The 25,928-nt window shown below is 46.6% G+C and carries 31 protein-coding genes and 2 pseudogenes; 15 read left to right on the top strand and 18 right to left on the bottom strand.

The window, feature by feature from the left end; all coding sequences use genetic code 11:
* Positions 1–23 precede the first annotated feature (23 nt).
* Both CHA6605_RS29775 and CHA6605_RS29770 read right to left on the bottom strand, forming a co-directional pair.
* Positions 24–401 (bottom strand): VOC family protein, encoded by a 378-nt coding sequence (locus CHA6605_RS29775; protein WP_015328882.1) that lies wholly within the window; start codon positions 399–401, stop codon positions 24–26.
* A gap of 147 nt (positions 402–548) precedes the next feature.
* Positions 549–1,244 carry an SDR family NAD(P)-dependent oxidoreductase gene (locus CHA6605_RS29770; protein WP_015328881.1) on the bottom strand — a complete coding sequence of 232 codons (696 nt, stop codon included), beginning with the start codon at positions 1,242–1,244 and terminating at the stop codon, positions 549–551.
* A 108-nt stretch (positions 1,245–1,352) separates the two neighbouring features.
* Here CHA6605_RS29770 and CHA6605_RS29765 point away from each other — a divergent pair, with 108 nt between their 5' ends.
* Positions 1,353–1,979: a TetR/AcrR family transcriptional regulator gene (locus tag CHA6605_RS29765; RefSeq protein ID WP_015328880.1), complete on the top strand. Its 627-nt coding sequence runs from the start codon at positions 1,353–1,355 to the stop codon at positions 1,977–1,979.
* 149 nt (positions 1,980–2,128) lie between these two features.
* Positions 2,129–3,367, top strand: coding sequence for a transposase (locus CHA6605_RS33405; protein ID WP_157260285.1), 1,239 nt, complete (start codon positions 2,129–2,131; stop codon positions 3,365–3,367).
* A 286-nt stretch (positions 3,368–3,653) separates the two neighbouring features.
* On the opposite strand, the gene CHA6605_RS29755 is transcribed toward CHA6605_RS33405, so the two are convergent.
* The 4 genes from CHA6605_RS29755 to CHA6605_RS29740 form a co-directional block, all read right to left on the bottom strand.
* Positions 3,654–4,628, bottom strand: coding sequence for an ExeA family protein (locus tag CHA6605_RS29755; protein WP_015328878.1), 975 nt, complete (start codon positions 4,626–4,628; stop codon positions 3,654–3,656).
* Positions 4,618–6,261 (bottom strand): IS481 family transposase, encoded by a 1,644-nt coding sequence (locus tag CHA6605_RS29750; RefSeq protein WP_086936360.1) that lies wholly within the window; start codon positions 6,259–6,261, stop codon positions 4,618–4,620. Before CHA6605_RS29750 ends, CHA6605_RS29755 begins: the two co-directional genes overlap by 11 nt.
* Complete coding sequence (locus CHA6605_RS29745) at positions 6,239–6,832, bottom strand: recombinase family protein (protein ID WP_015328876.1); 594 nt, start codon at positions 6,830–6,832, stop codon at positions 6,239–6,241. Before CHA6605_RS29745 ends, CHA6605_RS29750 begins: the two co-directional genes overlap by 23 nt.
* 209 nt (positions 6,833–7,041) lie before the next feature.
* Complete coding sequence (locus CHA6605_RS29740; protein ID WP_015328875.1) at positions 7,042–7,647, bottom strand: serine hydrolase; 606 nt, start codon at positions 7,645–7,647, stop codon at positions 7,042–7,044.
* Between the two features lie 115 nt (positions 7,648–7,762).
* Here CHA6605_RS29740 and CHA6605_RS29735 point away from each other — a divergent pair, with 115 nt between their 5' ends.
* Complete coding sequence (locus CHA6605_RS29735) at positions 7,763–8,692, top strand: AraC family transcriptional regulator ligand-binding domain-containing protein (RefSeq protein ID WP_015328874.1); 930 nt, start codon at positions 7,763–7,765, stop codon at positions 8,690–8,692.
* Between the two features lie 10 nt (positions 8,693–8,702).
* Positions 8,703–8,813: pseudogene (locus CHA6605_RS37445) on the top strand (hypothetical protein); the annotation flags it as partial.
* A 585-nt stretch (positions 8,814–9,398) separates the two neighbouring features.
* Here the strand turns inward: CHA6605_RS37445 and CHA6605_RS29730 are convergent.
* Positions 9,399–10,346, bottom strand: coding sequence for a bifunctional helix-turn-helix transcriptional regulator/GNAT family N-acetyltransferase (locus CHA6605_RS29730; RefSeq protein WP_015328873.1), 948 nt, complete (start codon positions 10,344–10,346; stop codon positions 9,399–9,401).
* Between the two features lie 228 nt (positions 10,347–10,574).
* Positions 10,575–11,948, bottom strand: a complete 1,374-nt coding sequence (locus CHA6605_RS29725) for an MATE family efflux transporter (protein ID WP_015328872.1) — start codon at positions 11,946–11,948, stop codon at positions 10,575–10,577.
* Between the two features lie 151 nt (positions 11,949–12,099).
* Here CHA6605_RS29725 and CHA6605_RS35980 point away from each other — a divergent pair, with 151 nt between their 5' ends.
* Complete coding sequence (locus CHA6605_RS35980) at positions 12,100–12,264, top strand: hypothetical protein (RefSeq protein ID WP_232432344.1); 165 nt, start codon at positions 12,100–12,102, stop codon at positions 12,262–12,264.
* Between the two features lie 27 nt (positions 12,265–12,291).
* The gene (locus tag CHA6605_RS29720; protein ID WP_232432343.1) at positions 12,292–13,023 is read left to right on the top strand and encodes a helix-turn-helix domain-containing protein; all 732 of its coding nucleotides are present in this window, start codon (positions 12,292–12,294) and stop codon (positions 13,021–13,023) included.
* A gap of 41 nt (positions 13,024–13,064) precedes the next feature.
* Here CHA6605_RS29720 and CHA6605_RS33400 read toward each other — a convergent pair.
* Positions 13,065–13,283, bottom strand: a pseudogene (locus tag CHA6605_RS33400) (Uma2 family endonuclease); the annotation flags it as partial.
* Positions 13,284–13,306: 23 nt separating this feature from the next.
* On the opposite strand from CHA6605_RS33400, the gene CHA6605_RS29715 reads away from it, so the two are divergent.
* The 4 genes from CHA6605_RS29715 (at position 13,307) to folE (ending at position 15,854) form a co-directional block, all read left to right on the top strand.
* Complete coding sequence (locus tag CHA6605_RS29715; RefSeq protein ID WP_015328871.1) at positions 13,307–13,861, top strand: chlorite dismutase family protein; 555 nt, start codon at positions 13,307–13,309, stop codon at positions 13,859–13,861.
* Between the two features lie 206 nt (positions 13,862–14,067).
* Positions 14,068–14,397 carry a pentapeptide MXKDX repeat protein gene (locus tag CHA6605_RS29710; RefSeq protein WP_015328870.1) on the top strand — a complete coding sequence of 110 codons (330 nt, stop codon included), beginning with the start codon at positions 14,068–14,070 and terminating at the stop codon, positions 14,395–14,397.
* Between the two features lie 177 nt (positions 14,398–14,574).
* Positions 14,575–15,102: a DM13 domain-containing protein gene (locus CHA6605_RS29705; RefSeq protein WP_015328869.1), complete on the top strand. Its 528-nt coding sequence runs from the start codon at positions 14,575–14,577 to the stop codon at positions 15,100–15,102.
* A 92-nt stretch (positions 15,103–15,194) separates the two neighbouring features.
* A complete protein-coding gene (gene folE, locus CHA6605_RS29700) occupies positions 15,195–15,854 on the top strand; it encodes a GTP cyclohydrolase I FolE (protein WP_015328868.1) in 660 nt (219 codons plus the stop codon).
* Positions 15,855–15,909: 55 nt separating this feature from the next.
* Here the strand turns inward: folE and CHA6605_RS29695 are convergent, their stop codons facing one another.
* The 4 genes from CHA6605_RS29695 to CHA6605_RS29680 form a co-directional block, all read right to left on the bottom strand.
* Positions 15,910–16,323, bottom strand: a complete 414-nt coding sequence (locus tag CHA6605_RS29695) for an ester cyclase (protein ID WP_015328867.1) — start codon at positions 16,321–16,323, stop codon at positions 15,910–15,912.
* Between the two features lie 72 nt (positions 16,324–16,395).
* Positions 16,396–16,977 (bottom strand): Crp/Fnr family transcriptional regulator, encoded by a 582-nt coding sequence (locus CHA6605_RS29690; RefSeq protein WP_015328866.1) that lies wholly within the window; start codon positions 16,975–16,977, stop codon positions 16,396–16,398.
* A 232-nt stretch (positions 16,978–17,209) separates the two neighbouring features.
* On the bottom strand, positions 17,210–18,292 hold the full coding sequence (locus CHA6605_RS29685; protein WP_015328865.1) for an NmrA family NAD(P)-binding protein: 1,083 nt from the start codon (positions 18,290–18,292) through the stop codon (positions 17,210–17,212).
* A gap of 48 nt (positions 18,293–18,340) precedes the next feature.
* The gene (locus CHA6605_RS29680) at positions 18,341–19,237 is read right to left on the bottom strand and encodes a MerR family transcriptional regulator (protein ID WP_015328864.1); all 897 of its coding nucleotides are present in this window, start codon (positions 19,235–19,237) and stop codon (positions 18,341–18,343) included.
* A 299-nt stretch (positions 19,238–19,536) separates the two neighbouring features.
* Here CHA6605_RS29680 and CHA6605_RS29675 point away from each other — a divergent pair, with 299 nt between their 5' ends.
* A complete protein-coding gene (locus CHA6605_RS29675; protein ID WP_015328863.1) occupies positions 19,537–19,734 on the top strand; it encodes a hypothetical protein in 198 nt (65 codons plus the stop codon).
* Here the strand turns inward: CHA6605_RS29675 and CHA6605_RS29670 are convergent.
* The 3 genes from CHA6605_RS29670 to CHA6605_RS32250 all read right to left on the bottom strand — a co-directional run bounded on the left by CHA6605_RS29670 (position 19,731) and on the right by CHA6605_RS32250 (position 22,043).
* Positions 19,731–20,981: a GAF domain-containing sensor histidine kinase gene (locus CHA6605_RS29670; RefSeq protein WP_015328862.1), complete on the bottom strand. Its 1,251-nt coding sequence runs from the start codon at positions 20,979–20,981 to the stop codon at positions 19,731–19,733. The two genes, CHA6605_RS29675 and CHA6605_RS29670, sit on opposite strands and share 4 nt — an antisense overlap.
* A gap of 85 nt (positions 20,982–21,066) precedes the next feature.
* The gene (locus CHA6605_RS29665) at positions 21,067–21,675 is read right to left on the bottom strand and encodes a Crp/Fnr family transcriptional regulator (RefSeq protein WP_015328861.1); all 609 of its coding nucleotides are present in this window, start codon (positions 21,673–21,675) and stop codon (positions 21,067–21,069) included.
* Positions 21,675–22,043, bottom strand: a complete 369-nt coding sequence (locus CHA6605_RS32250; RefSeq protein ID WP_015328860.1) for a thioredoxin family protein — start codon at positions 22,041–22,043, stop codon at positions 21,675–21,677. Before CHA6605_RS32250 ends, CHA6605_RS29665 begins: the two co-directional genes overlap by 1 nt.
* A 173-nt stretch (positions 22,044–22,216) precedes the next feature.
* Between CHA6605_RS32250 and nrtS the strand changes: the two genes are divergently transcribed.
* Entirely contained in the window at positions 22,217–22,486 is a 270-nt protein-coding gene (gene nrtS / locus CHA6605_RS29655) for a nitrate/nitrite transporter NrtS (RefSeq protein WP_015328859.1), read from the top strand.
* A 154-nt stretch (positions 22,487–22,640) separates the two neighbouring features.
* Here the strand turns inward: nrtS and CHA6605_RS29650 are convergent, their stop codons facing one another.
* Both CHA6605_RS29650 and CHA6605_RS29645 read right to left on the bottom strand, forming a co-directional pair.
* Positions 22,641–23,015: an SPW repeat domain-containing protein gene (locus CHA6605_RS29650; RefSeq protein ID WP_015328858.1), complete on the bottom strand. Its 375-nt coding sequence runs from the start codon at positions 23,013–23,015 to the stop codon at positions 22,641–22,643.
* Positions 23,016–23,116: 101 nt separating this feature from the next.
* A complete protein-coding gene (locus CHA6605_RS29645; protein WP_015328857.1) occupies positions 23,117–23,662 on the bottom strand; it encodes a peroxiredoxin-like family protein in 546 nt (181 codons plus the stop codon).
* 152 nt (positions 23,663–23,814) lie between these two features.
* On the opposite strand from CHA6605_RS29645, the gene CHA6605_RS29640 reads away from it, so the two are divergent.
* From CHA6605_RS29640 to CHA6605_RS29630, 3 genes are all read left to right on the top strand, one after another.
* Complete coding sequence (locus CHA6605_RS29640) at positions 23,815–24,681, top strand: LysR family transcriptional regulator (RefSeq protein ID WP_015328856.1); 867 nt, start codon at positions 23,815–23,817, stop codon at positions 24,679–24,681.
* The gene (locus CHA6605_RS29635) at positions 24,650–24,841 is read left to right on the top strand and encodes a hypothetical protein (protein WP_041550333.1); all 192 of its coding nucleotides are present in this window, start codon (positions 24,650–24,652) and stop codon (positions 24,839–24,841) included. The genes CHA6605_RS29640 and CHA6605_RS29635 overlap by 32 nt, the downstream gene beginning before the upstream one ends.
* Before the next feature lie 160 nt (positions 24,842–25,001).
* The gene (locus tag CHA6605_RS29630; RefSeq protein ID WP_015328855.1) at positions 25,002–25,922 is read left to right on the top strand and encodes an AraC family transcriptional regulator; all 921 of its coding nucleotides are present in this window, start codon (positions 25,002–25,004) and stop codon (positions 25,920–25,922) included.
* The last annotated feature ends 6 nt before the right edge of the window (positions 25,923–25,928 follow it).

Here is a 25,928-nt window from a genome sequence, read left to right as displayed (position 1 = left end):
GAACCCTGACAAATACATTCAAACTACTTTGATTCCGGTGCTGTGTATTTCACAAAGTCAACGCCGATTCCGTTCGGATCGGCAATCGAAAAATGCGTTTCGCCCCAATCTTCCTGTCGAAGCTCGACGACGATGGGGATGCCTAAGTTTTGAATGCGTTGATATTCAGCTTCGACATCAGCGACTTCAACCGTCAACCAAAGCCCTTTGCCGCCATATTCACCGCGAAATATCTGATTTTGAAACTCCAAATTCGGCTGCATAAAAGCGAGTTCGCGTCCGTCAAGCTCAAGCAGAACGAACCACTCGTTTTCAAACTTGACCGAAAACCCCAAATTTTTCGTGTAAAACTCTTTTGACTCTAGAAGTTTGCTTGTCACTATTCCGTTGTAGAAAGGCATATTTTATTCTCCTCCGATTAAGAAGATGCTTCGATCGAGCGGTTTGTCTATCGGCACATCCGATTCAACCGACAGCCGCCCAACGTTCGCAATCACCGGACATAGACTACTCCAGCCACCAACCAGCATATCGATCGGTGCTATTCATCAAGCCCCCTCACCTAACATTGCAGGTACGTCAATTTCCTTGATACAAGTCGCCCGTGACAAGGAGAGAATGCAATCAATAATACTCAAAAGATCGCTTAGTGGAAGTGCTTCCCCACCGGACAGATTATCTGCTGCAAGATCGGCTAGGACTTCAGGTGTGCCAACATTACCAGGGTTAATTACCGTGACACCGATTTGCTGCGATCGCAATTCTTCGCGCAATGAATGCACCACACCCCGTAACCCAAACTTAGATGCACTATTGGCAACTTCTCGCCCTGGAAAATTGTCTCGACCAGAGAGCGCACCCATGAACACAATTTTTGGATTGTCCGATCGTCGCAAAGCAGGCAGCAAGGCTTTCACCAACCGAATCGGAGCGACTAAATTTACCGCAATCACTTGGGCAATGTCCGCATCGGTGCAATCTTCAAAACGATATTGGCTAGTAAATGCATGAGTTTCCCAAGTGCCTCCCATGTATAGTAGTGCATCTAAAGAATCTTCCCCGATCGCCTTTGCGACCGTTTCCACACCTTCTAGATCAGACAAATCTGCCTGAACCCACTCCCCGATCGGTGACTCAGTGCGCGAAACTGCTAGCAAGCGATCGCATTGAGATGCTAAATGTTCAGCAACGGCAAGCCCAATGCCACGGCTTGCACCAGCAACAAGAATCGTCTTGAATGACATCAATGTTCTCCTAACAAAAGATACAATCTGTATGTATCCAAGATAGAGAATCAACCGCCTCGTTGTCAAGATACATACTGTATGAATGTTAAATATAAATAAGCTGCTATGTCTGCCAAATTGACCAAAGCTGAACAAACCCAACGTACCCGCCGTGCTATTCTCGATCGAGCGCGTCATCTATTTGCGACAAAAGGATATGCAGCCGCTGGAACTGAGGAGATGATCGGCGAACTGGGAATTACTCGCGGAGCGTTGTATCACCAATTCAACGATAAGCTGGGAGTCTTCAAGGCTGTCGTTGCCGAAGCATATAGCGACATGGCTAACTACATCAGCACCAAGGTACAGCCGCTAGACGATCCTTGGGAGCAGTTAGTGATTGGCTGTCAGGCGTTTTTAGAAATTGCACAACAAGAGGGTTTGCGGCGTTTAGTATTTATTGAAGCTCCAGCAGTGTTGGCAGCAGATACCTTAGTTGAGTTTGACCAGTATGGGTTTGGGTTGCTCTATGAGTCAATTCAGAGGGTCGTCGATGAGGGAAAACTGAACACGATCGATCCTGAGGGCTTTGCTCATTTGGTGAATGGTTCGCTCAATGAGTTAGCCGCATGGGTTGCACAGTCAGACGATCCAGAACGGTTGAAAACGGCTCAAAGGTTAGTCGAAACGTTATTGACTCGGCATCAGAATTCAATACTCCGGACACCTTTTGAGAAGAAAAATGATCGATAGCGAAGCGATGCCTTGGCAGGTCGCCACAAAAAAAGCGATTCATCGCTTAAAGTACAAGTAGAAACCAAGTACAAGATGAATCGCTCTATGGATATTGTACAGAACCTACTTATAAAAGTGGGTAATTTAGCAAACCGCAACGCCAGTTCTTGGCCAGTCTATTTGTAACATTGTTTGTGGTATGTGGCAAGGCGAATTTCACAAATCTCAGTCGGTATGGAGAGTATAGCGAACGAACATATCGTCGCCACTACCAAAAATCATTCGATTTCATTCCTTTCCATGCACAGACGATCGCAGCAGCGATTGAACCAAGTAGAGAGCAGATTGCAGCGATTGACTGCTCATTTATCAGCAAAAGTGGAAAGCAGACATGGGGAGTGGACAATTTCTACAATGGTAGTATCAGTAAATCCCAAAAAGGGTTAGAAATTTCCGTGATTTCAGTGGTAGACGTGATGGCCCATCAAGGTTATACGCTCTCGGTGCAACAAACAGCAAAAACAGAACGCCAACCGATTCCATCAGCACAACCAACAGCAAAGAAGAAACGTAAATCGAAGTCCAAAGCCAAAGCCAAAGCCAAAGCCAAAGCGAAAACAGAACCAGTAATTTCTGAGCGAGTCAAAGGCTATCTGGAACAACTCAAAACAGCTCGTGCCCATTTTCCCACCGCCGTTAAGTATCTAACCGCAGACAGCTTTTATAGCAAAAAATCTGTTGTCGATGGGGTCGTTGCGCTAGACCTCCATTTAGTCAGTAAATTACGGATTGATGCCGATCTTCGCTATTGCTACACTGGAGAGCAAAAGCCGAAAGGTGCGCCACGTAAGTATGATGGCAAGGTAGATTTAAGTGATTTGTCTCGACTGGAATTAAGTGGTGAGTTGGCTGATGGCACCAAAATGTATAGCCAAGTGGTTTGGCATGTCTCACTCAAACGCCAAATCCGCATCGTTTATTTGGTTGACCAACGCAATCCCGACAAGCAGCGAGTGGCGTTGCTTTTTTCTACGGACACGACCATCACGCCAATCCGTCTATACGAGTACTACAAATCCCGCTTTCAAATCGAGTTCATTTTTCGTGATGCTAAACAATTTACGGGGCTTTGCGACTGCCAATCCCGCCAACAACAATCGCTGGATTTTCATTTCAATGCGTCCCTAGCAGCTCTTAACATTGCCAAGCTTGAGCAACAACAAACTCAGTCGGATACTGGTGAAGGTTCACAACGGCAATCTTTTTCAATGGCAACTTACAAGCGGCTCGCACTCAATGGACATCTACTTGAGCGGTTTATTTCCATGTTAGGACTTGACCCGACTTTCATTAAATCCCATCCTAACTACGATCTCCTTCTCCAGTATGGCTCTCTGGCTCCCTAAATCTGTCCGGACTATTGAGAATTGATGATTTGCGACTGAAGTTTGTTAAAGTTGTCTGTCGATCTCCGATCGGCTCGCCAATAACTAACTGTAGCGACCCGCAATCATAAATCATCAAACCCGCAATCATCGTAAAATCGAACCCGAATTAACTGCAACTATCCGGTGGTTCCAACCCGAATTAACTGCAACTGAACCCAGATTAATTGCAACCAACCCACAATCATCCGTTCCGACCCACATTAACTGCAACTATAAATTCAGCGGCTAAAACCAAGCTATAGAATCAGATTGGCAACCCAGCCATCAACATCTGGTCGGTTAACTCCTTCGTCCGAGCCGGATCGAGTTGACCCCGAAAGAACAACTTAATCTCTGCTGGTTTGGCATGAAACTGATCTGCCAAGCCCCGCAGATCGTAACCATGTCGCGTCAACTTTGGCTCCAAATCATCAATTTGTTTCGATAGTACCGATTCCACAATCGCCCCAGTCACAGGCTTTTCACCAGCCTGATAAGCAGCCTCCATTGCCAGCATCAAATGCTGTTGGATTTGGAGTGGAGTTCTCAATCGTTCACTGAGGATGTCAACTGCCTCAACCGTCAACACATCTGAGAGCTTAGTTTCCTCAGATCCACAAACATCAATCAACCAAGTGATATATTCTCTTTGACTTCCTACCATCCCCTCCAAAGTCAAAATCGTAGACCGAGAGCCGATCTCTTCCATCGTCGGACGACGTAAATCATTTTTTAACTTGGGATGACCCGCCAGTAGAACTGAGAGAAGTCCACCGCCATCTTCAACCATTTCTATCAGCCGCTTCAATCCTTTGAGCGTGCTGTAATGTAGATCGTGTGCTTCATCTACGAATAAGACAACGGGTTTCTTCCGCTTCTTAATCAAGTCCCGTAAATCCCGCTCGCGCTTTTCTCCTGATGCCGGAATCTTTACCTCTTTATCATCAGTCGATAAATCATAAAACAGCGCAGAAATCAACGTTGTCATCGTAGACCGATTCTTCTCAATTGAGATTGACTTAGAAACTAGAATCTTATTCTCTTTCATTAACACCGTAAACAAGCGGCGTAATGTTGTCGTTTTCCCACTGCCGATAATTCCCGTTAAAGCCACTAATGAACCAGATTGAGCGGCAATCTTGAGATCTTGCAATAGCTGTTTTTGAGCGGCAGTCTCATGATATCCTGCCTGTCTAAACTCCTTGTCCAAGCCAAAATGGATCGCTACTTCAGTCAGCATTTGCTTCACCCCTGATTTGTAATTGAAAATATGCTCGAACTCGTTCTAAAATAACCTTCTTAGTCAAAGTTTCCTCAACTAAAGCGGCGATAAATTCTCGATGTTCGACCGCAAGTTTGGCTAATGGTTGACCTAAATAATCAGCAATCGCCAGCTTTGCCATTAAGGTTGTTGGATAAGCAAATTCTCGATAAGGGTCGGGATCTTGAAACGGGTTCAAGGGCAATGCTGGACTAGAATCTCGCTCCTCGACCACCCGAAGATCGGTATTCCCAGCCAGAGCTGCACGAGGAAGATCTAACTGTTTCGCCAAAGTAGCAATTCGGTCGGCTCGTTCCTGAGTGCGAGTTTTCTTGAACTTCCGATACCGATGCAATGGAATCGGCCCATCTACTGGATAAAATGGCCCATACCGCTGTTCATCTCTTTCAACGTATAGTTCATTATCGAACAAACCCCACCACAGAATTACCGTTTCACCTGCCAGATCTGGATCTACTTCATAAGCCACACCTTCAACTGAGACTCTGGCATCCCCACCCACTTTTCGCCGTTGCGGTTCACGCGCAAAGGTACAGAACCGCTCCCAACTACACATAGCGCGGAGTCCGCCCTTGGGAATATTTGCCAGCCAGTCTTCTAATCTAGAGTGAGGTTCCGAACGATGGGACTGGTCGTTGTAATTGAGTAGATATCGATGAAGCCACTGGTTTGCCTCTATTTCAGTCTGTGGTTGCTGGAAATGATAGAGCGTTTCGTGAGCTTCTTTGACTGTCCGAAATGGTCTTTCGACTTTGCCTTTAGATCTGGCTGTCACCCGCCGACCGTCACTCCCTTTGGGCATGTGGGTCATTAGCTTGATATCCAGGCAGGACAAGACATTTTGGAAAATATTGCTTTTGGAAATCGGCCCATTATCGGCATAGATTGCCGCAGGAATGCCTTGAAAAGGCGAGCTATCGCTCTTGGCTGTCATGGCGTTAAATAAGAATCGTAGCGCGGCTTCCACACTCTCCCCATAGACACAGTGGTACTCCTGATAGCACATGCCACTGCGGTCATCGACGACACTGTAGAGCATCAATAGTGGATTCCCTCGTCCTGGTTCGACCCAAGCAGGTTGAGCGATGTGTTTTAAGTCTGAAGGGCTGAGGTCAAAGTGCCAACAGTCATTGCTATTATCAGCTTGAAAGCGCACAGCAGGAGGCTGTCTGGTCATCCGCTCTTGGTCGTAACCCCAGGCTTGGAGATAACGGTTGACTGTCGTTCTGGTCAATAGTCCTGGTGGTGGTTGGATGAAGCCATTGGGAGTATCGACACCATACTCCTCAATGATTTCGATTGCTCTGGTGGTGGAGATATGTCGTCCCTTTTTATTACTGGTACGAATTTTAAAGGCTGCAATGATTTCACAGTAGCTTTCCATCTCTGGCTGTGACAGCTTGCGTGGCAGCCCTCGGTCATTACGATGGATAGATTTTGGTCGTGTCTGTTCTCGGAGCGAGCGATATAAGGTGTCTGTGGATATTCCGTAGAGGCTGGCTGTGTTTTCGACGAGCAGTTTTCGTTCTGGGCAACGAGCGGGGAGTAGATCTAAACTTTGTCGTAACCTAACTAGAGCCGAGGCGGGGATTTGTTTGCGGGGCACTGTTTTGTTCCTCGGCTACATAACTATAGAGAGTAGGTCTGGAAATACCCATCATTTGACAGATCTCATCGAGCGAATGTTGTTTCTCCTTGTACAGACTGACGACTAAAGCTCTCTGATTCGGTGCTAGTGCCTTGGGTCTGCCACCTGTCTTACCTCTGGTTCTGGCGGCAGTTAATCCAGCATTCGTTCGTTCGCGAATCAGATTTCGCTCGAATTCTGCCAGTGCGCCGAATAGGTGAAACATTAATTGACCGCCACTGGTGGATGTGTCGATTCCGTCTTGGATGCTATGCAGTTGGATCGATCGTTCGCGTAGCAGTTCTGTTAACTCAATTAGGTTCTTGAGCGATCTTCCCAACCGATCTAGTCGCCAAACGACAAGTGTATCGTCTGCGCGTAACATATCCAGTGCTAATGTCAGTCCTGGGCGGGTGGCTTTAGCACCGCTCTCCCGATCTGTAAAAATTCGCTCGCAGCCAACTTTCGTCAGTGCATCTTGCTGGAGATCGAGGAGTTGGTCGTCAGTTGAAACACGAGCATAGCCAATTAGCACGACAAAAAGTGAATAAACTCATCTATGAGGAGTATATCTTGATTTTAATTTCTTTATCGAGTTACTTTATTAACCAAATGGCGGTTTGCCGTTGCTGTGAGTGGTTAAATGACAGAGTAAAGAAAACGAACGTTTTCTTTACTCTTTTATAGTTGCAGTTAATGTGGGTTGGAACGGATGATTGTGGGTTGGTTGCAATTAATCTGGGTTCAGTTGCAGTTAATTCGGGTTGGAACCACCGGATAGTTGCATTTAATCTGGGTTCGATTTTGCGATGATTGCGGGTTTGATGATTTATGATTGCGGGTCGCTACAGCTAGCGTGAATTCCTTACCCTGCGACTTCCGATCTAGAGTGGCACTGACCGGGGCAATATCGCTGCTCTCAATCCGAACTCTGCGATCGAGTGTTAATTTTCCTCGATCGACCCGATCTAGCACAGCCATTGCGATCGGAAACTTGTAAACGCTTTGCATTGGAAATCGTTGTGCTCCATCGAGCGTCACTGACTGTCCGGTTTCTAACACCGTAGCTGTAACCCCAACCCGCCCTTGAGCCGTGCGTGCAATTTGCTCGATGCGTTGGCGTAGTTGCTGTCTTGACTCGCTTCCATGGTCGGGAGCGACGCACTTCGGACGGGTTTCCCGTCCGAGAAGGTGCGTCAAGACAAACCCGACCGGAGCGAGTCGCTCCTTTGGAGAATCGCGTAATTCGTTTTTTTGAGCGGAAGCAGTCAGCGTAGAGACAATATTGGCAACGGCGATCGCCAAAATAGAGCTACCCGCACCAAGGATTAAGTTTCTTCTTTTTATCATAGAAATGATTTCAGGATCGGATTACTCAATTCTAAAATTTTTGTTAGGATTGCCGCAGTGATAAAGCACGACAATTGACTGACCAAATCCGCCAAGCGCATTGTTTATACAAAGTATGAATCATCGAGTCTCTCCTCAGCTAATTCTGGGCATTGTCAGTGCGGCTGAAAAAATCGGCTTAGAAGCAAATGAATTGCTAAGTGAAATCCACCTCACTACCGCCATATTGCACCGAAGCGATGAGCGAATTTCTCACCAGCAACTTTGCGTCTTGTGGCAAACGATTCTAGACCGAACCGGAGAGGAAGCGATCGGCTTAAGACTAGCTGCTTACGCTCAACCGACAACCTATGATGTGGTGAATTATGTCCTAGAGTGCAGCCCCAATCTAGGAGAGGCTTTGGCGCGATTGAGCCGTTACATTCGCCTCGTTCATGAAGCTTCAGTCGTGCGACTAGAAACGGATGGGGCTGTGACTCGCATCACTCATGCGTTTGTTGGGGTTTCTCCACCCCTTCCCGCAGCAACGTATCAATGGGTGATGGCGAACCTATTCGGCGGCATTCGACGCATGACCGGATCGGCATTTGTGCCCCTGCGAGTTGGGTTTCAACAGGCTCAACCTGCAAACCCTGCTGCTTTCGATCGCTTCTTTCAGACAAGGGTGCAATTCCTTCAGCCTGTCAATGAACTCTGCTTGGATAGCCGCTTGCTTCAACAACCGCTCTTACTATCAAATGATGGACTTGTCACAGTCCTCGATCGCTATGCGACAGAATCGATCGCAAAACTGCCACAAGCCAATAGCCTTGTGAACCAAGTCCAACGAGAAATCCAGTTGCACCTCCAGAGTGACGATCCGAAGTTGGATACGATCGCGCAAGCACTGCAACTATCCTCACGTACTCTTCAGCGTAAACTGAAAGAAGCTGGGACATCTTACCAAGTTTTATTAGACGAAGTGCGTCGCGAATTGGCGATCGCTTATGTTCGAGAACGATCGAATATAAGCTTCCGATCTCGCTTTTTTACTTGGCTTCTCTGAGACCAGTGCCTTTCATCGAGCGTTTAAACGATGGACAGGAAAAACACTGACTGAATTTCGCGATCGCCAACTTCCACAAAGACCCGCTCGACAGTCCCGGCTGTCTGAGTCCGCAATGTAGCACTTCGATTTGCCTTCGTCTGCCCTACTAGCTGAATATTTCTGGTGCCTTGTCCGCGACCGATGGCAGCGGTTTAAACTGGAGTAGGCGGCAGTCCGCGCGGCGGTGGGTGGTGCGGCTTCTTGACTGGGTATCAGCGTCCGCCAGACGTTCGCCCCACCGCCGAGTAAGAGGAGCAGGGTTAGCAAACCAAGCTGCCACCGTTTGGGACAGCAAGATTTTGCGGTGGTTTCTGGAGCTGAACTTGAGGATTTAGAAGTTTCCATATCCATAGTTCTTGAAGTAGTACGGATTCTTCCGTACTACCGATTATTTCCCATAGATACCTCGCTCGACTCACTCATCGATCGAATCGATCGTCAAAATCTATCTATCTTTAGAGAGATTTTTTCAAGTTGATTGAATTATTGTGTCGATCGATTCCGGTAACAGAACGCCAACTACTTTCCCTGGCGATAACCTCAGCAGGCTAACCGTTGCCCATCACCCGCCGCAGATAACCTATGCATCATACCGATCCATTTTCGGCAGTCGGTGTGCATGGGCATTGTTAGGCTGCTGATGCAATCGCTTCTTAAGATACGCCTAAACCAGTTTCAACTCCATCTGAATATTACAGCGCTGATAGGGCGAGGGCTGTCCAACTATTTTCCGAAACCCTAACTTTTGGTAAAGATTGATAGCAGGCTCCAAAATTGTATTACTCTCCAGAAATACTTTTTCGGCTTTTAACTCACGCGCTTTATTAATAGCTGCTTGCCCCAACAGCCATCCGATCCCTTTGCCTTTAACTTTTTCTGTGACTGCCATTTTAGCTAGTTCATAAGTGTTGTCATTCATCTTGATTAAGGCACAAGTCCCGACACTTTCACCGTTATATACTGCCATGAAGATATGTCCACCAGGCTTCAAAATTTTTTCATCTGGATGATTGAGGGACTGGCGATCGGCTTCTTCTAGCTGAAAGTATTTTCCAATCCATTCATAGTTCAAGCGTTTAAAATCATCTTGAAACTCTGGTGAGTAGTTAATGATTTCAACAGACTTCTGTTCACGTACTTTTCGCACCGCCTGGACTCGATCCAAAAAACTTTTGCCAGCGAGAAGAAATTCAACCTCTGCAACTGCGTTCCAGAGATCGTATTGTGATTCTAATAGAAGTTCCTCAACAGCCTGGTGGACATCAATACACTGCTTTTCAAGCTGAGGAATCAATTGCTTCCCGGCATCAGAGAGCTTGACAACGCTCACTCTCGCATCCTGACTATGCTTTTCAGTTGTTGCGAGTCCTCGACTGCTCATCTCTCTGACGATCTGACTGACAGAAGCATGAGAGTGCCCAATAATTTGAGCAATTTCGGTGACTGCTGCACTCTCCTTCTGCGACAAAACATAGAAAACAGGAAACCACTTTGGATCTAGTGCAACGTTGTAAAGCGTGTAAATTTTTGCGGCATCTTCGGTCAAGCGATCGCTCAATCGCCGTAGGCGGCTACCTAGCGCTACTTTACCAATTTGAGAGTAGAAATCCATAATTGTGAAGTCAATTACGTAATTACTTACATATTATCATGAGAATTTAAGAAAAAGTGCAGGCTAACGATCGAGATCACTGGACGCAAATACCCTTTGCAACTCACCGATATGCAGCGACATGTTGGGCTGCTTGGCATGGGCGGTTATCGACTTGGGAATCATTTGATAGGAACCACCGAGATGATTAATTACGCCAATGATGAGATGGAGAATTACTTACTTCAATCAAACAAAGTCACTTTTTGAGGTAAGGCTTTGAAACCGCCAAAGGAAAAGCCCTGCTCCGACTGCGACTCCAATTGATTGCCCCACCCACAATCCAACTCCTCCAAGACCAAAGTAAAATCCCAATACACAGCCGCTGGTCAATCCGACACCCCAGAATGCCAGGAAACTTAACAGCATTGCTGCACGCATATCTTGCAGCCCATATAATCCACCCGCTGCTGCGCTTTGGACACCATCTAAGAATTGAGATAACGCTGCAATCATGAGCATCGGCACTGCCAACTTGAGAACATCAGCATTTTCTGGTTTATGAATATCTAGGAATAAACCAATCACGGATTGAGGATGTGTGAGCAAGAAGATCGCCATCACTGCCATGAATCCTGCCGCAACCGACACATTGACATAGCCTGCTTTTCGTGCTGCCTTGAGGTCTTGCCGTCCCACATGATAACCAACTCGAATGGCGGTCGCATAAGATATTCCGAGAGGCACCATAAAAATTAGATACGCGGTTTGATAAACCGCTTGATGTGCCGCTAGTACTTCAGATCCCAATATCCCCATCAGGTAAACGACGATCGTGAATAAACCATGCTCCAACAGGGTTGAGGCTGCGATCGATACCCCGATTGACATTAACCGCAAAAGCAGTTGGGGCTTTAGTCGATGTAATTCTCGCCAAAATGGGTACTCCTCTAAATCCGAGTGGATGATTGCGTAGATTAATAGAAGGACGAACATGACCCAATAGCTGAAGGTAATGGATAATCCAAGACCGACTAACTCCATCCGAGGAAAACTAAATTTGCCGTATCCTAAAACGTAACCGCTGACCACATTGACCAGCAGACCCACAACAACGGTGATGGTGACAATCTGGGCTTGAGAGATCGTTGCTACCAGCCCTCTGAGTACAGTAAATCCTAGAGCTGGAAAAATCCCCCAGATCGTCTGGCCTAGATACTGACTTGCCATTGCAACAATTGGTGCTGCCTGCCCCAACTGAAGCAACAATCCATCTAGATGCCCAACAAAGAACATCATCGGAATGCTAAGGATCGACGATAGCCATAAACCTTGACGTGTCAGTTGCTCAACTTGTGATTTTCGATCGGCTCCATGCGCTTCGGCAATAAGTGGATTCACTGCCATCACAACGCCACTGGCAACGCTCAACAAAAACTGAAAGGTTGTTGATGCTAATCCGCCTGCTGCTAAACTTTCCTGTCCCAAATGTCCCATCATCAGAGTGGATGCAAACCCCATAGCGGCTTGGGCAACTTGAGCACCCGCTAGGGGCACGGCGAGCTTGGCAAATTCTCGGATCTCCGTGCCAACGCCCGATTGATTCAATTTTTTCATGACCATTACACTGCTTTCTTATCCTCAAGCTCGCGAACGATCTACAATTTAGAAAACTTTAATAATCCACCGCTACTCTAATTATGCTGAACTATCATAATCTTGCGGCAGTTTGCCAGATTCGCTCAAACCCACTTCTCTTGTATAAAGCAACACGATGAACGGTATGCAGAGCCAATCGACCCCAACAGCAATTTCAACCACAAAAGCTGCCAACTCTCTTCAGCAAGAACAATCCTCTGGAGTTCATTCGAGAACAACGCAGCAGTGGGAGAACATTTTGGTTGAAGAAATCCAAGCCTTTCCTGGTCAAGAGCAGTAAGAGAGTTTAACAACCCACACCATTTGCGTGTCGCTTAATTCTGCTCCTTCCCACCTCCTTCAGATCGAGGGCAATCGCCAGCACAATAGCCCCTGCACTAGAGGCGACATTTGCATCGTTCCCGCTGGACATCCCTTCTTCTGGCAGTGGCAGCGAGAGGATCGCTACGTTCGGATTCAGATCGATCTCCAATGTTTTGAGCAGCTTGCTCAAGAGGTCGCAAATTTAGATGCTAATTGCATCGAGCTACTGCCGAAATTTCGAGTTCGCCACCTTCAGGTTGAACAAATCAGCCTAATGTTACTGGATGAACTCAAAAGCGGTGGCTTGGCGGGACATTTGTATGTCAGTTCTCTGGTAAGTGCGCTGACTGTACAGCTATTCAGAAATTTCTCTGTAACAGAGTCACGAACTGTACTTTGTGAGGGAGGGTTAAGCGATCGACAACTTCTCCAAATCGCAGATTATATCCATGAGCATTTAGCCCAAGAAATTAAGATCGCTGAGCTTGCTGAACTGACTCGAATGAGCCATTTTCACTTTAGCCGTCTGTTTAAGCAAGCAATTGGGGTTTCGCCACATCAATATTTAATCGAACAACGGGTCGAACGAGCAAAACATTTGCTCAAACAAACTCAGCTTCCAATTGTGGAGATTGCAATGCTATGCGGATTTAGTAGCCATAGTCATCTTGGGAAATGGTTTCGTCAAGGTACAGGGTTATCTCCCAAAGCTTACCGAATCAACCAAGGAGCTTAAAACCTTGTTAGATCGCACCTTCTCGATCGCTGCCAATTGGCATTGAGGATACATCGATCGGGCGATCTAATTTCAATTACCCAATCGGGAGCACCTTCAAACGGGTCATCGGCTTGAGGAAGTCGATTACCTTGCGGCGCGGCTATGCCAACGATGGCTATTACCGCAATATCGGGAACGGGAGAAATCGGGGAAATGATGCAGCGCAGCTCTTGAATTGCCTCGTAGAGATCGGTATTGTGGTTAATCCAATCGACTAATTAATCTTAACTTGTCAAATAATATGAACAACAGATATTCGTTTATTGGTGGCAACAGCGGTACATGGCAAGTGGTAGATGTACGAAGTATTTTCGGTGCTAATTTAGAACATGTCGATCGAGTAAATGTAGTGAATGATAACATTACCGAATTACCATTAGATAGTTCGTGGATTCTACATGGTTTTAGCAGTAACGTTCGCTATGCCATGCACGATGAAGTTACTGCATTAAAAGCAATTCAGCCCGAATTGAATCGATCGGATGCAATTTGTGCGGTGTTGATTCCGATTAAAAAATCGCTCCAATGGTGGGAAATGGCACAAGACAAACGCCGAGCGATTTTTGAAGAAGAGTCTCATCATACCGCCGTGGGGATGGACTATCTGCCTGGAGTAGCCCGTCGATTGCTCCACTGTCGCGACATCGGCGAACCATTTGATTTTCTCACTTGGTTTGAATTTGCACCGGAACATACCCAAGCATTTGATGAATTACTCGTGCGGATGCGATCGAGCAAAGAATGGGATTATGTAGAGCGTGAAGTTGAAGTACGGCTGGAACGACACGATCGCTAGAATTCGGTGGGCATTAACTCTGGCTGGTACGAGGGTAATCTGAGAAATTGCTGAGATTGGCATGAGCAAGTTCTCAGAATAAATTTAGGTAATTTTAGGGATAAGTTCAGAAAGGTTTCAGGACAGTTGGAGATACTGTAATTGTCGAGCCACATGCGGTTCGTTTTAAACCATTATATCGATCGACAATCGATCGGGAGTAATTCATGAAATTAGCTACTGTATTCGCCGGGATCGATCGCACCAAAAACTTGAAAGTCTTGGCTGTTATTGCTGGATTAATCTTGTGTACCAATCTTACTGCTTGCTCGACTACACCAACTGCAACCCCTGACGCTACCCAACAAGGCGATGCGATGAAAGATAAGGGCGATGCCATGAAAGGCGATGCGATGAAAGATAAGGGCGATGCCATGAAAGGCGATGCGATGAAGGATAAGGGCGGTGCGATGAAAGGTGATGCGATGAAAGGTGACGCGATGAAAGGTGACGCGATGAAGGGTGATGCAAAACCAACACCAACAACCAAGCCATAGATTCGCGAGCGTTGTCTGGGGCAGGTTACACGATCGCACCTCTTTGGTGGAGCCTTTACTCCGCTTTTTCTAAGTCATTTCTCAGAAATTTATCATTCTTCTGCAAGTTCGAGTGGTGAATATTATCTACAGTCGAAACGCGAATCAACTACCATCGTCAATAAGGAACATTTAATTATGAAATTCATTCAAGCATCGATTCTATGTTTGGCTTCTTTAGTAGTAATTAGTTCGGTAAAAGCTGCTACCCAAGACCGGATTCCTGCTGGCTCTGTGGCGAGCGATTCGATGATGGAAATCCGCCCACAGACAACTCAAAGTAGCCCTTCAGATCGTCCTTTGCAGCTAGCAGCAACTCTCAAGTCCGGTTCATTCGTTCGTGGCGAACAACCAACCAGAGGTGGTGCCAGTATCGTCACCAAAAACGGTCGATCGTTTTTACAACTGGATTCAGCATTCAAAACTTCTAGCCAAGGGCCAGATTTGGTAGTTATTTTGCATCGTTCTGGCAATGTTCTCGGTACGACCCAAGCACCAAATTATGCATTGAAAGGCGGTGATTATGTCGTTCTGTCTCGCCTTAAAAAATTTAGTGGTGCCCAAACTTATGCCATTCCTGCTAATATCAACCTCGCAAATTATCGCTCTGCGGCGATCTGGTGTCGCAAGTTTAACGCTACTTTTGGTGTTGCTCGATTGGGCTAAAACTGATGTAATTACAGCCAACTCATAGTCTGGTGGCGATCGGATCGTCAACACCCGATCGATCTCCAGCATATTTTTTATTTAGATCTAACATGACTATCGCCGATCGAAACAGTTTCAATTCCTCATCTACCCCCAAAAGTTCCGGCACGATCGAGATCTTGCCGACTACTGCCAAAGTCAGCCCAGCAGATATGGCAGATGCCGTGCGTACCATAATTTTAGGTGTGGCTGAAGATCCCAATCGCGAAGGATTGCTCAAAACACCAGACCGAGTGGCGAAAGCAATGCAGTTTCTCACTAGCGGCTATCAGCAATCGTTGGAGGAACTCATCAACGGGGCGGTATTCGACGAAGGGCATAATGAAATGGTCTTGGTGCGGGACATCGATCTATTTAGTTTGTGCGAACATCACATGTTACCATTTGTCGGTCGGGCGCACATTGCCTATCTTCCCAACCAAAAAGTGGTCGGTTTGAGCAAACTCGCTCGGATCGTCGAAATGTATGCGCGTCGCCTGCAAGTACAAGAACGATTGACTCGTCAAATTGCCGATGCCATTCAAACCGTGCTCGAACCGCAAGGAGTTGCGGTAGTTATCGAGGCAACTCACATGTGCATGTCGATGCGCGGCGTGCAGAAGCCTGGAGCTTGGACGGTGACGAGTGCGATGGTAGGTGCGTTTCAGGAAGATCCCAAAACTCGTGAGGAATTTCTCTCCTTGATTCGTCATAAACCTGCATTCTGGTAGGCAATTCTGAGGCTAAAGCACAGACTCCAACTATAGAACATATACAACACTAAGTTTACACCGGAACTACACCCAGTTGCTGCATCATTGCAAAGGTATCGCCTTGCCCCCAATGCTCGACAATTTTCCCGTCTACAACCCGATCGATATGAACGACTGAAAACTTGACCTGTTTGCCTGTAGGTGGAATTCCCATTAACTCCCCCTGATGCGTTCCCGTGAAGATCCCACGAGTGACAACTTTATCATCTTCAGCAATGACTTCTTCCACAAGATGGCAACCATCTGGAAATGCAGAAAACATCATCATTCCATATTGCATGAACGCATCATAGCCATTGAGAGTATCCGTTCCCATGCCACGACCGATAATATCAGCAGACATCAATTCTCGTCCTCGCTCGACATCTTTTTGGTCAAAGGCTTCATAGAATTTGAGGACAATTGCTTTATTTCGATCTAGTGACATAGTGTTCCTGTGCAGCAGATGTGTATTTTCAACAACTTTACTGTACAGATCGATAACACGCATTGACTTGGGTTAAGTCGATCTCCTTTCCTGTACCCTTCGCTTCAATCGGCTGAGGGATTCTGGCTCAATTCCCAAATGCGATGCTAAGTATTGCTGTGGAATGCGCTGCAAAAGTTTGGGTTCGCTTTTCAGGAAATCGAGATAACGCTGCTCCGGGGAATCTCGATAAAGAGAAAGTAGACGATCTCGCAACTGGAAAGCGAGGTCTTCCACAACCAGCCTGAGTAATTTTTGACCATCTGGTAAGGTTTCTAGAATTTCGATCGCTTGCGAATTTAAGGTGAGTACCTCCGAGTCTTCGATCGCCTGACAAGAAAAGTAAGCAGGCGTTTGCCGTCGAAAACTTTCATAATCCCCCAATGTAGAATGTTCGGGGTGAAAAAATAAGGTCAGTTCTTTGCCATCTTTGAGAAAGAAGCTTCTCAAGCAGCCTCGCATTGTCAAACCGACGAAATAACAGATATCGCCTTCTCTAAATAGAAAGTCACCTTTAAGCACCCGCTTCGACTCCAGCAGCGGTTCAATCAGTGTTGCATCAACCTGGCATTCTGGGAAAAGCTGCTGGATGAATGAGTGTAGTAGTTCATACATTAGAAATCTGGCTTGGGTTATCGTCGCTTGTGCGCTCCTTATTTTCTCACGACTATTCCTAAGCTCACTCAACATTGGTTGTCTCAATGAGAACTCTCAAATTGCTACCCACACCGAGGACTAAGCGGCACAACGTTCGCAATCACCGGACTCAGGTAACTCCTGCTGACAACCAGCATACTTCAAAGTTCCGGTGCATTGCGTTTGTTATGCCTTGAGCATTTTTCCATTCTTAAACTTTGCTATCGCTGAGAACTGCAACTTGGGGACTGTGTTCGGCACGCCAGCGATCGCTGTTTAGGCAGAATTTAGGTTGAGTTGGCATGGGAAAACGCATACCGCGATCGTAACGTTCTGGATTGTAGCCAGGGTAAAAAGGAATTATCAAGAAATCGACCAAGGCACGCAAACGATTGGTCATGGTTGGTTTGGCAAAGGGCATGGCAAGGTAGCGTCGTACCGTCGTTTCAAAATCTTCGGCGGCTTCACCCGTCAGTTCTAGAATCGCATCACTGGTGCCCCCATTCCATGAGAATGTTCCCATCTTGTTATCCTCAACGTAGTAGCGCAACGAACTGATTAAGAAGGGATCTACACCCTGCTGTTGAGCAACCTTGCAAAACAACCACATTGGCATCTTAACTGGCAAGACCCTCTTACCGAGAACCTTCTGCACGATCGCTGCCATGTCATATCCCGATAGAAGCTGAGATCCGCTGGGGCGATAACGCTTGCCAGCGTGGCGTTCGGGGTCGAGGAGCACTGCCACGACAACCCGAGCAATGTCCTCATTTGAAACGGGGGCACTCCGACTTTTGCCCATCAAAATGGGAAAGAAGCCGAGCAACGAAGCAAAGTCCACCACGCGCAGAAAATTATCGGCAAACATCCCTGGATTAACAATTGTGTGTGCCACGCCGGGAATGTTCGCAAAAAGCCGATCTACTAGCCATGTCTGACGGGTGAGCAGCGAAGGATGGGAGGGGCTGGAAGTCCACTGACTCATTTGCACGATCGCCTCCAATTTTGCCTCCTGCGCTGCGACGGCAAAGGCGACCGCGCTCTGAATCATATAAGGATGGTAGATAGGCAGATAGTAAGCCCGTTGTGTACCGCGCAGAGCGTGGGTAAGTTGCTCGGGATCGAAGAGATCGGCAACTGCAATTTCTGCACCAAGACGCTCGAGTTGTTGGCTCCTTTTATCTTGCGATCGCACAAGTGCCCGAACAGCATAGCCTTTGGCTAACAGTTGTGTTACGACAGCACCGCCAGTTTTACCCGTTGCACCTGTAACAAGGATCGTTGGGTTTTTCATATTGATTCTCTGTGGCTTTAATTCCGTTGCATATACTTGATTTCTGCCTCAATCTGAGGATATGCACAGCTTAGGGGTTGCCGTTACGTCAAAGTCAAGCCCCAATTTTCTACTGATTTTGCCGATCGGAAATTGAATTTCAAACACGGCTTCTTCCGTTTTTTCGGGTTCTGGCAGTTGCAATAGAATTTCTCGCCCTGTCCCAACGATCTGCCAATCATGCTGTTCAATCCAGGCACCAAGCGCACCATACGTCTGATGGGTGTCAGCCACTCGCCCTACATGAACAAGCGTTGCCATTGTCTCAATCTCAGACAATTCGCGTAGGGTTAGCACCCGTTCCTCAGACAGCCTGACCGACTCTAGGGCTTTTCCCGTGATTAGGTAACCGATTTCCAAGTCGAGCACTTCGGGATCGTACACAGGGGAATGCATGACAACAGCCATATAACCAAGGCTACTTTGTCCTACCTTGGACGGTAAAAAGCCATTGATTTTCTGCACAAGGCGTTTTACCGCATCAATGTCGGGCAGAACTTCGCGAAGTGCCAGAAATTGCTGGGCTGGAACGGATTTCAGGATAACGTTGGGTTCCTGGATCTGTCCATGCACTTCGATCTGCTGTAGTCTCGTTTCTACTAGACGCAGCCGCGCCAGTTCTTCCTGAACCGATTGCTCAATCTGAGCTTTACGAATGCTCAACATGCTTCGGATTACATCTGTGGAGGTGTCTCGATCGGGCAGTTGAGCGATCTGTTCCAGCGATAAACCGAGTTCTTTCAGCACCAAAATACGATTGAGCTTGGGTAGTTGTTGCGCACTGTAAAAGCGGTAGCCCGTTTGCTGGTCAGTAAACTCAGGTCTAAGGAGTCCGATCTCATCGTAGTAACGCAGCAGACGGCCCGAAACTTGGGCGATTTTAGAAAATTCGCCGATTCTAAACATATCTGTTTCTCCTGGTCTAACTGCCAAGAGTCTACAGTTTGACTTACGACAATGTCGAGAAATTTACCTTGGACTCATCGGTTCGGCATAACTATTTATTAGACGGACAGTTTTCCGTCTAACACCCCAAATTGGGTGAATAGCCCGATAACTGTCCGCATATCCCCTAGCAAATAGGGGTATTAGCCCGACAATTATCCTTATAATACCCCTGATTGGGTATTTAGGCGGACAAGATTAAGTCTAATCGCGCTTTATGATTAGTTGATTTAATTTAGTCTTATTTGTAACTATATTTAATGTATTTTCATAATGATACTGAAAAAACAGCCAACGCAGAAGTCGCTCGCTCGCAGCTATTCGACTCACGCATGATTTCGTTGGTGCAACCCCGCTTTTGGAGAATCGAACATCTCAAAGATCTCAAATGGATTCAATGGTTTCCTACTCGCGATCGACATGAGGTGAAGGCAGCAAGTTTTCGATCGTCTTTCTAAGATTGGGAGCAGATCGGCAGATAAACGCTCACAGTCGTTCCCGAACTAGAAGAGGAGATCGTCAGCTTGCCCTGATGATCTGTAATAATTCGCTTGGAAATTGCCAATCCTAAGCCAGTGCCAGAGGGCTTGGACGAACAGAAGGGGGTGGTAAGTCGGGGCAATAACTCTGGTGGAATCGGCTCTCCGCCATTATGGATTTGGATCGAAACGTAGTTCGAGTCAATTTCCGCACCGAGCGAACACCTAATAATATCGTGGGGCGCGATCGCCTCACAGGCATTCCGAAACAGATTGATAAAAACTTGTTTTAACTTATTGATATCCGCCATCACTTCACCTGCTGGAAGATGGCTGTCAAAATCGATCCGGCGATCGACAGCTTCGGGTAGTTCTTGAATCTGGATTAACAGCAGCTTCAAAAATTCACTGATATTCAGCCTAGAAAGCTGCAATGGTTGGGGTTTGGCATAGGAGAGAATTTCTTGCAATAGATGTTTGAGTCGATCGGATTCGCTCAGAGATAGGTCTAACCGCTCTCGATCGGCTGAGGCATTCAACACTTTATGAGCATATTTTAAGCCCATCTCGATCGTCATTAGGGGATTCCGTACTTCATGGACGATCGTGGCTGTAAATTCGCCAATGGCGGCTAATCGTTCCCGTTCGATGAGCTGTGCTTGGGCAAGCTGAAGATCGTGCGTTCGGGCAGCAACCTCTTCAGCCAGCCGTTGATTGAAGCGGATTTGCTGCTGATAGAGCCGATAATTTTCGATCGCCGTAGCCGCTCTTTCGGCAAATAATTCAACGATTTTGACTTCCGCATCTGTGAAGGGGCGCGGCTCCCGCAGGAAAGAACAAATCGTCCCAATTACTTCTTTGCTAGATGTTCTTAACGGAACTCCCAGATAGCAGGGATATTCTGGGGGTGGATTATTTCGCCTCAATTGTTTGCGACTATCTTCAACGATTAGCGGTCGTCCTGAGCTAATCACTTCCTCCGTGAGTGTCCCATGCACCGAGAAGCCAGCATCTTCCTGTCCCAGATCGAGGCTACTGGCGATCGTTCGACCTGTATCGCCCTCACAAATAGTCACGATCGACCAATCAGACTGAATTAATCTGCTGACCCCCAATACCAGCTCGGTTAAGTAGCTATTTAAGTCGCCAGTATGGTAACTTAGTTCCGTTAAGCATTCCAGCACATGATGACTGAGCGCAGCGGATCGGGGGTCTAGAGAACTCATAGACAGATACTAATAATGAAGAGCTGAGAAATAAATAGAGCCATTATAAGATTTATATCTAGAACTCTCAATGATTAGAATCAATTTAGAGCCGATTTCGGTGAATCTTAACTTCTCGCCGATTACGAGAGATTACACCCAGTTCTTGGAGATATTTTAGCGATCGCGATAAAGCTTCAGGCGTTAATCCTACATCGAGGGCGATGTCCTTCAGGGGACGATCCAAAATTAATGTATTTGACTGGAATGAGGTCAGTAACTGTAAATAGTGCAACACTCGTTTATGAGCAGAACGAATGCTTCGTAGTTCCAATAACATTTTGCTCTCGTGAAGTCGTTTGGCTAACTGCAACATCAATGCTTCAGTTAGTTCTGGAGAATGTTTGAGAACTTTCAAAAAGGGTTGCTTTGGGAAAACCACTACCCGCGATCGAGTATCGGCGATCGCCGTACAGAGATATTTCTCATGAAACAACATCAGTTCGGCAAAGAGTTCTCCGGTTTTAGCACGGTAGTGGTTGACTCGTTGTTCATCGTCGGTATAGTTAAAGAGCAAAATGCAGCCAGATTCCACCACAAATACTGCTTCGGCAAGTTCGGCTTGGGTAAAGAGGATCTCTCCTGCGGTTAGCTCTACAGAATAGGCAAAGGCTCTAAGTTCTGAGGGGAGCCGATTTAGTTGCGAGAAATTCATTAACAGCTAATTAGTCTTCTATTCGATTCAGCGTTTTTAGTCAATATATCGAGCCGATCGACGATTTTATCTAGTTGTGCTGTACCGATCGATCGATTTACAATCTTGCCATCACAGAAGATTAGCAGCATAGGCACGGCACGAATGCTATAGCACGCTGCGATCGCATCAGCGGTTGCCACATTTAAGCGACAGATTTTGATTCGTCCGGCAAACTCTTGTAATAATTTGTCGAGGAGCAGATTGTCCTTGTAAAAAGGCATACACCAGCTTGCCCAGCAATCCACCACAACCGGAATTGGTGAATGAATTACTTCAGTCTGAAAGTTCTCTGCGGTCAAGTCAATAAAATGATGGTGAGGAGACATAGCAATTGGTATCTTCTAAAGAAAGATAATTTTCTACTCTCCTATTATCGAAAAGTTTCCTTAAATTTTGCTGTGAATAGGCTAAGAATATGCAGTGATTTGTTCGAGACGAACAGTTATCACCGTAATAACTGGATAAAATATCAAATATTCCCTGTCAGTCATCCATCACGATGGTCAAGTATTTAGTAAGCCTATTCGATCCAGAATTTGTTCCGACAGGATTAAAGACAGCATTAGTAGTTGGCTCATTACTATTTATCATCAATCATGGGTTAGCACTATCGCGCGGAGAAATGACTGCCGATCGCTGGATTTCTGTAGTGATTACCTACTTGATGCCCTATTTAGTGAGTGTATATGGGCAATATAGTTACCGCCGTAAGTTTACGATCGAACAAAAGTCACTTCTCGATCGGCAAGGGCGGAGACATTTAAGTTAAAAGGTATGAATATCAAAATTTAACTGTCATCTAATAAATCGATCGAGCAAAGCATTGTCGATCTGGATATTGGCGATCGTCCACTTTCTCTAAGGAAAAATGGGATGGAAGGCGATCGAGATCGTCAATCCTTTGTGATGACTCCTGCTAGTGTTTAACGATTTTCCACTCTGGAAATACGCGGATCGGTAACGATGACGAGCAACAGCACGATCGCACCGTTAGCCAGATAAAACCAGCGAATTAATCCATCAAACCCAAATAAAAATGGTACGGCTAAAAAAGCAATTCCAGCCACGGCATCGAGGATTAAATGAACGTTGAAAGGAATCCACTTTACAACACTCAATCCATAATCAGTGATAAGACTGTAGGCAATTAGTAAAATCCCAGCAGCAACTGATAACCATAAAGCAAATGGCGATGTTGTCTGGAAATTAAGTGCCAATGGGACGGTAATTAAAACAATAGCAGCCGCATAATCCAAAATTCCATGTAAAGAACCACTAACAAAACGAATGCCGTTCATAATCAACTCTCCTAAATTCTGATTTGTAGTTGTATTAAAGACTCAATATGGGATAGCTACAGGATACGGATACTGTTGGCGAATTCACAAATCGATATCGATTACCATTCGGTTCCACGGAAGGGATAGTCATGGTTAACGATGTAGTCTAATCCGCGTAGGAGGATACTCAAATCGGGACGGGCAAAGGGATGAGTACCAATATTGGCATAGTAAAGACGACCATCGGGCTTGACGATAAAAGTAGCAGGCTCGCTGAAGATCGCGGGTTCGCTCTCAAAGTGTCCTTTGCTGATATAGAGTCCCCATTGGTGCATGTCTTCTAGGGTCAAACCATAGCCGATCGCTAAATTCTCGATCTTACTGACGGCTTTGAATTCCTGTGCCCGTTCTAAGGTGTCGCCGCTGATGGCGATAACGTTAACCCCAATTCGGTTAAATTCAGTCAGTTGTTTGTCTACCGCTGCAATGTACTCTTGGCAGAAGGGGCAATGCAGACCACGGTAAAACACGATCGCGGTGTATTTATCATTCGGCTGTGTTGCCAAATTCCAAACACCACCAGCGAGGGTTTTCACTTCCAGATTTGGCGCAGGGTGCCCCATGATGAGTTTGGGCGAGGTCGTTTTTTCGGTTTGCACTGTCATAAATTTAATCTCCAGATTGGATTTGAATAACTGTCAGAAGGTGTGGGTGAGAGCGGTGTTGCTCTTGCCTTCTTCAATACATTCATCATGCGGGATGCTAAAGTATTAAGCAATACTATATTGGTGATAAAAGCTATAAAAGGTATCAATACATGGATTTATATCAGGTACGTTACTTTCTGACGATCGCCGAGACGGGGAATTTTTCCCGTGCTGCCGAGCGGCTATATTTATCCCAGCCTTCGCTGTCAACAGGGATCAAGAAGCTGGAACAGGAATTGGGGGTTGCCTTATTCGAGCGCGGCGGACGACGCACGGTGCTGACACAAGCAGGGCGAGCGTTCTCCAAGAACGCGACGATCATCATGGCGCAGTATCAATCGGCTCTGCACGAACTCAAGGGATTCCACGCGCAGCCAGTCTTGAGACTCGGTACGCTTACCACCATGCGAATTGGGGAATTAGCGGATTTAGTCAGTCGGTTTCAGCAAGATCGTCCAGGTGTAACCATTGAATTGCGAGATGGCAAGCAAGAGCAACTGCGGGAATGGTTGGAGGAGGGAGAAATTGATGTGGCATTAACGATTTTGGGCGATCGCGAGGAACCGCAAGCCTCGATCTCGCTGTTCAGTCAACCGCTGTTGTTGGCAGTGCCACTGTCTCATCCTTTTGCTCAACGTACATCCGTGCGTCTAGCGGAACTAGATGGACAACCATTTATCGATCGCACCAATTGCGAATTTGCCGAACGGGAATGCGAGATTCTAGAAGCGAAGAATATTTGCCCCAAGGTGGTGGCTCGCGCCAGTCATGAGGAATGGGTAATTTCTTGGCTGAGAGCGGGATTGGGAATTAGTGTGATGCCCAAATGGCGGGGGTTAACGGGGATTGTCTATCTACCAATTGTCGATTTGAATTTTCAAAGGACGATCGGGATCAAATGGCGACACCAGCAAAGCTCGGAGATTGTGGAACGGTTTTGCCATTATGCTGCCAGTCATAATTGGGCAGTGGACTAGCTGTGTCACGATCGCGAGTCAGCGGTTTGCAGCTCGCGCACGCCTTTGTTCCCCGATGGTTTGCGTGCGTCAAGACAAAGCTGAGGGTTTAGCGACCCAAATCAAGCGGAGCGGAGAAATGCGGGCGGGTTTCGAGAGTGGTTATTTTCGGGGGAGTTAGCCAAGTTAATTCAGGTTTTTGGTATAAGCAATTTGCGAAGAACCAGAGCCAGAGTCATTTTACCGGATTGCCGCTCTTCAACTCCCCCACAAATAATCACTCTTCGACGTAAATCGAACATCTATGAGAAGATCGTTACAGATAATTATTCCCTGCCATAATGCCAGCCGATCGACCGCTTCAAATCGATGCGCTTCATGCTAATAGCCTCAAACCATTACTACCCAAACCAATTCTGCTCTCCAGTCATCTGGCTGGTTGGGATAATCTGCATCTAATTTATCATCGGCAATTTCCCTATTCGATTCCCGAAACCGTTCCCACTCAACATACAATTAATATCTACACCAACCCCGTACTCGCGCAAGTCAAGATCGATGGACGTTGGCAACAGCGATTCTCCGTCGGAGAGGCTACGCCAACGGGTATGGTTGGCGATATCGGGATTTTCCCAGCTCGACAAGTCGCTCCGGCTGCGGAATTCCAGCAAGAGTTAGGCATCATTCATCTGTACCTCGATCCAGTCAGCTTGAGTAGTGCGGCATTTGAATCCATCGATCCCGATCGAGTCGAACTGAGTCAACAGCTTCAAATCCGCGATCCGCTGATTCAACAGCTTGGGTTGTCACTAAAACAGGAGTTGGAAACTAGTGCGGCGGATAGCCGCTTGTATGCCGAGACGGTGGCAACCATGCTTGCAGTACACCTTTTAAGGCGATATTCAGTCCGCCAGCCGCTGGTGCAAGTACCCACTGGTGGATTGTCCAACTATAGCTTGAAACTCGCGATCGCTTATATCAATGACAATCTCGATCGCCATATTTCGCTGGCTGAAATTGCGGCGATCGTCAAATTAAGTCCGCATTATTTTGCTACTTTATTCAAACAATCTACTGGCATCGCACCGCACCAATATCTAACGCAATGCCGAATTGAGAAAGCCAAACAATATCTCGCCAAACCGCATTTATCGATCGTCCAAGTTTCCGAGCTGGTTGGATTTCAAAGCCAAAGTCACTTTGCGAAGGTTTTTCGCCAGCACGTCGGTATTACGCCCAAGCTATATCAACAAAGCCGATAAATGTTC

Source organism: Chamaesiphon minutus PCC 6605 (assembly GCF_000317145.1).
Taxonomy (GTDB): Bacteria; Cyanobacteriota; Cyanobacteriia; order Cyanobacteriales; family Chamaesiphonaceae; genus Chamaesiphon; species Chamaesiphon minutus.
This window is presented reverse-complemented; position numbering and strand designations above follow the sequence as displayed.

Coding starts and splice junctions, on each gene's coding strand:
- CHA6605_RS29775 (WP_015328882.1), bottom strand. CDS start 401: ATGCCTTTCTACAACGGAATAGTGACAAGCAAACTTCTAGAGTCAAAA.
- CHA6605_RS29770 (WP_015328881.1), bottom strand. CDS start 1,244: ATGTCATTCAAGACGATTCTTGTTGCTGGTGCAAGCCGTGGCATTGGG.
- CHA6605_RS29765 (WP_015328880.1), top strand. CDS start 1,353: ATGTCTGCCAAATTGACCAAAGCTGAACAAACCCAACGTACCCGCCGT.
- CHA6605_RS29755 (WP_015328878.1), bottom strand. CDS start 4,628: ATGCTGACTGAAGTAGCGATCCATTTTGGCTTGGACAAGGAGTTTAGA.
- CHA6605_RS29740 (WP_015328875.1), bottom strand. CDS start 7,647: ATGATAAAAAGAAGAAACTTAATCCTTGGTGCGGGTAGCTCTATTTTG.
- CHA6605_RS29735 (WP_015328874.1), top strand. CDS start 7,763: ATGAATCATCGAGTCTCTCCTCAGCTAATTCTGGGCATTGTCAGTGCG.
- CHA6605_RS29730 (WP_015328873.1), bottom strand. CDS start 10,346: ATGGATTTCTACTCTCAAATTGGTAAAGTAGCGCTAGGTAGCCGCCTA.
- CHA6605_RS29725 (WP_015328872.1), bottom strand. CDS start 11,948: ATGGTCATGAAAAAATTGAATCAATCGGGCGTTGGCACGGAGATCCGA.
- CHA6605_RS35980 (WP_232432344.1), top strand. CDS start 12,100: ATGAACGGTATGCAGAGCCAATCGACCCCAACAGCAATTTCAACCACA.
- CHA6605_RS29715 (WP_015328871.1), top strand. CDS start 13,307: ATGAACAACAGATATTCGTTTATTGGTGGCAACAGCGGTACATGGCAA.
- CHA6605_RS29710 (WP_015328870.1), top strand. CDS start 14,068: ATGAAATTAGCTACTGTATTCGCCGGGATCGATCGCACCAAAAACTTG.
- CHA6605_RS29705 (WP_015328869.1), top strand. CDS start 14,575: ATGAAATTCATTCAAGCATCGATTCTATGTTTGGCTTCTTTAGTAGTA.
- folE (WP_015328868.1), top strand. CDS start 15,195: ATGACTATCGCCGATCGAAACAGTTTCAATTCCTCATCTACCCCCAAA.
- CHA6605_RS29695 (WP_015328867.1), bottom strand. CDS start 16,323: ATGTCACTAGATCGAAATAAAGCAATTGTCCTCAAATTCTATGAAGCC.
- CHA6605_RS29690 (WP_015328866.1), bottom strand. CDS start 16,977: ATGTATGAACTACTACACTCATTCATCCAGCAGCTTTTCCCAGAATGC.
- CHA6605_RS29685 (WP_015328865.1), bottom strand. CDS start 18,292: ATGAAAAACCCAACGATCCTTGTTACAGGTGCAACGGGTAAAACTGGC.
- CHA6605_RS29680 (WP_015328864.1), bottom strand. CDS start 19,237: ATGTTTAGAATCGGCGAATTTTCTAAAATCGCCCAAGTTTCGGGCCGT.
- CHA6605_RS29675 (WP_015328863.1), top strand. CDS start 19,537: ATGTATTTTCATAATGATACTGAAAAAACAGCCAACGCAGAAGTCGCT.
- CHA6605_RS29670 (WP_015328862.1), bottom strand. CDS start 20,981: ATGAGTTCTCTAGACCCCCGATCCGCTGCGCTCAGTCATCATGTGCTG.
- CHA6605_RS29665 (WP_015328861.1), bottom strand. CDS start 21,675: ATGAATTTCTCGCAACTAAATCGGCTCCCCTCAGAACTTAGAGCCTTT.
- CHA6605_RS32250 (WP_015328860.1), bottom strand. CDS start 22,043: ATGTCTCCTCACCATCATTTTATTGACTTGACCGCAGAGAACTTTCAG.
- nrtS (WP_015328859.1), top strand. CDS start 22,217: ATGGTCAAGTATTTAGTAAGCCTATTCGATCCAGAATTTGTTCCGACA.
- CHA6605_RS29650 (WP_015328858.1), bottom strand. CDS start 23,015: ATGAACGGCATTCGTTTTGTTAGTGGTTCTTTACATGGAATTTTGGAT.
- CHA6605_RS29645 (WP_015328857.1), bottom strand. CDS start 23,662: ATGACAGTGCAAACCGAAAAAACGACCTCGCCCAAACTCATCATGGGG.
- CHA6605_RS29640 (WP_015328856.1), top strand. CDS start 23,815: ATGGATTTATATCAGGTACGTTACTTTCTGACGATCGCCGAGACGGGG.
- CHA6605_RS29635 (WP_041550333.1), top strand. CDS start 24,650: ATGCTGCCAGTCATAATTGGGCAGTGGACTAGCTGTGTCACGATCGCG.
- CHA6605_RS29630 (WP_015328855.1), top strand. CDS start 25,002: ATGCCAGCCGATCGACCGCTTCAAATCGATGCGCTTCATGCTAATAGC.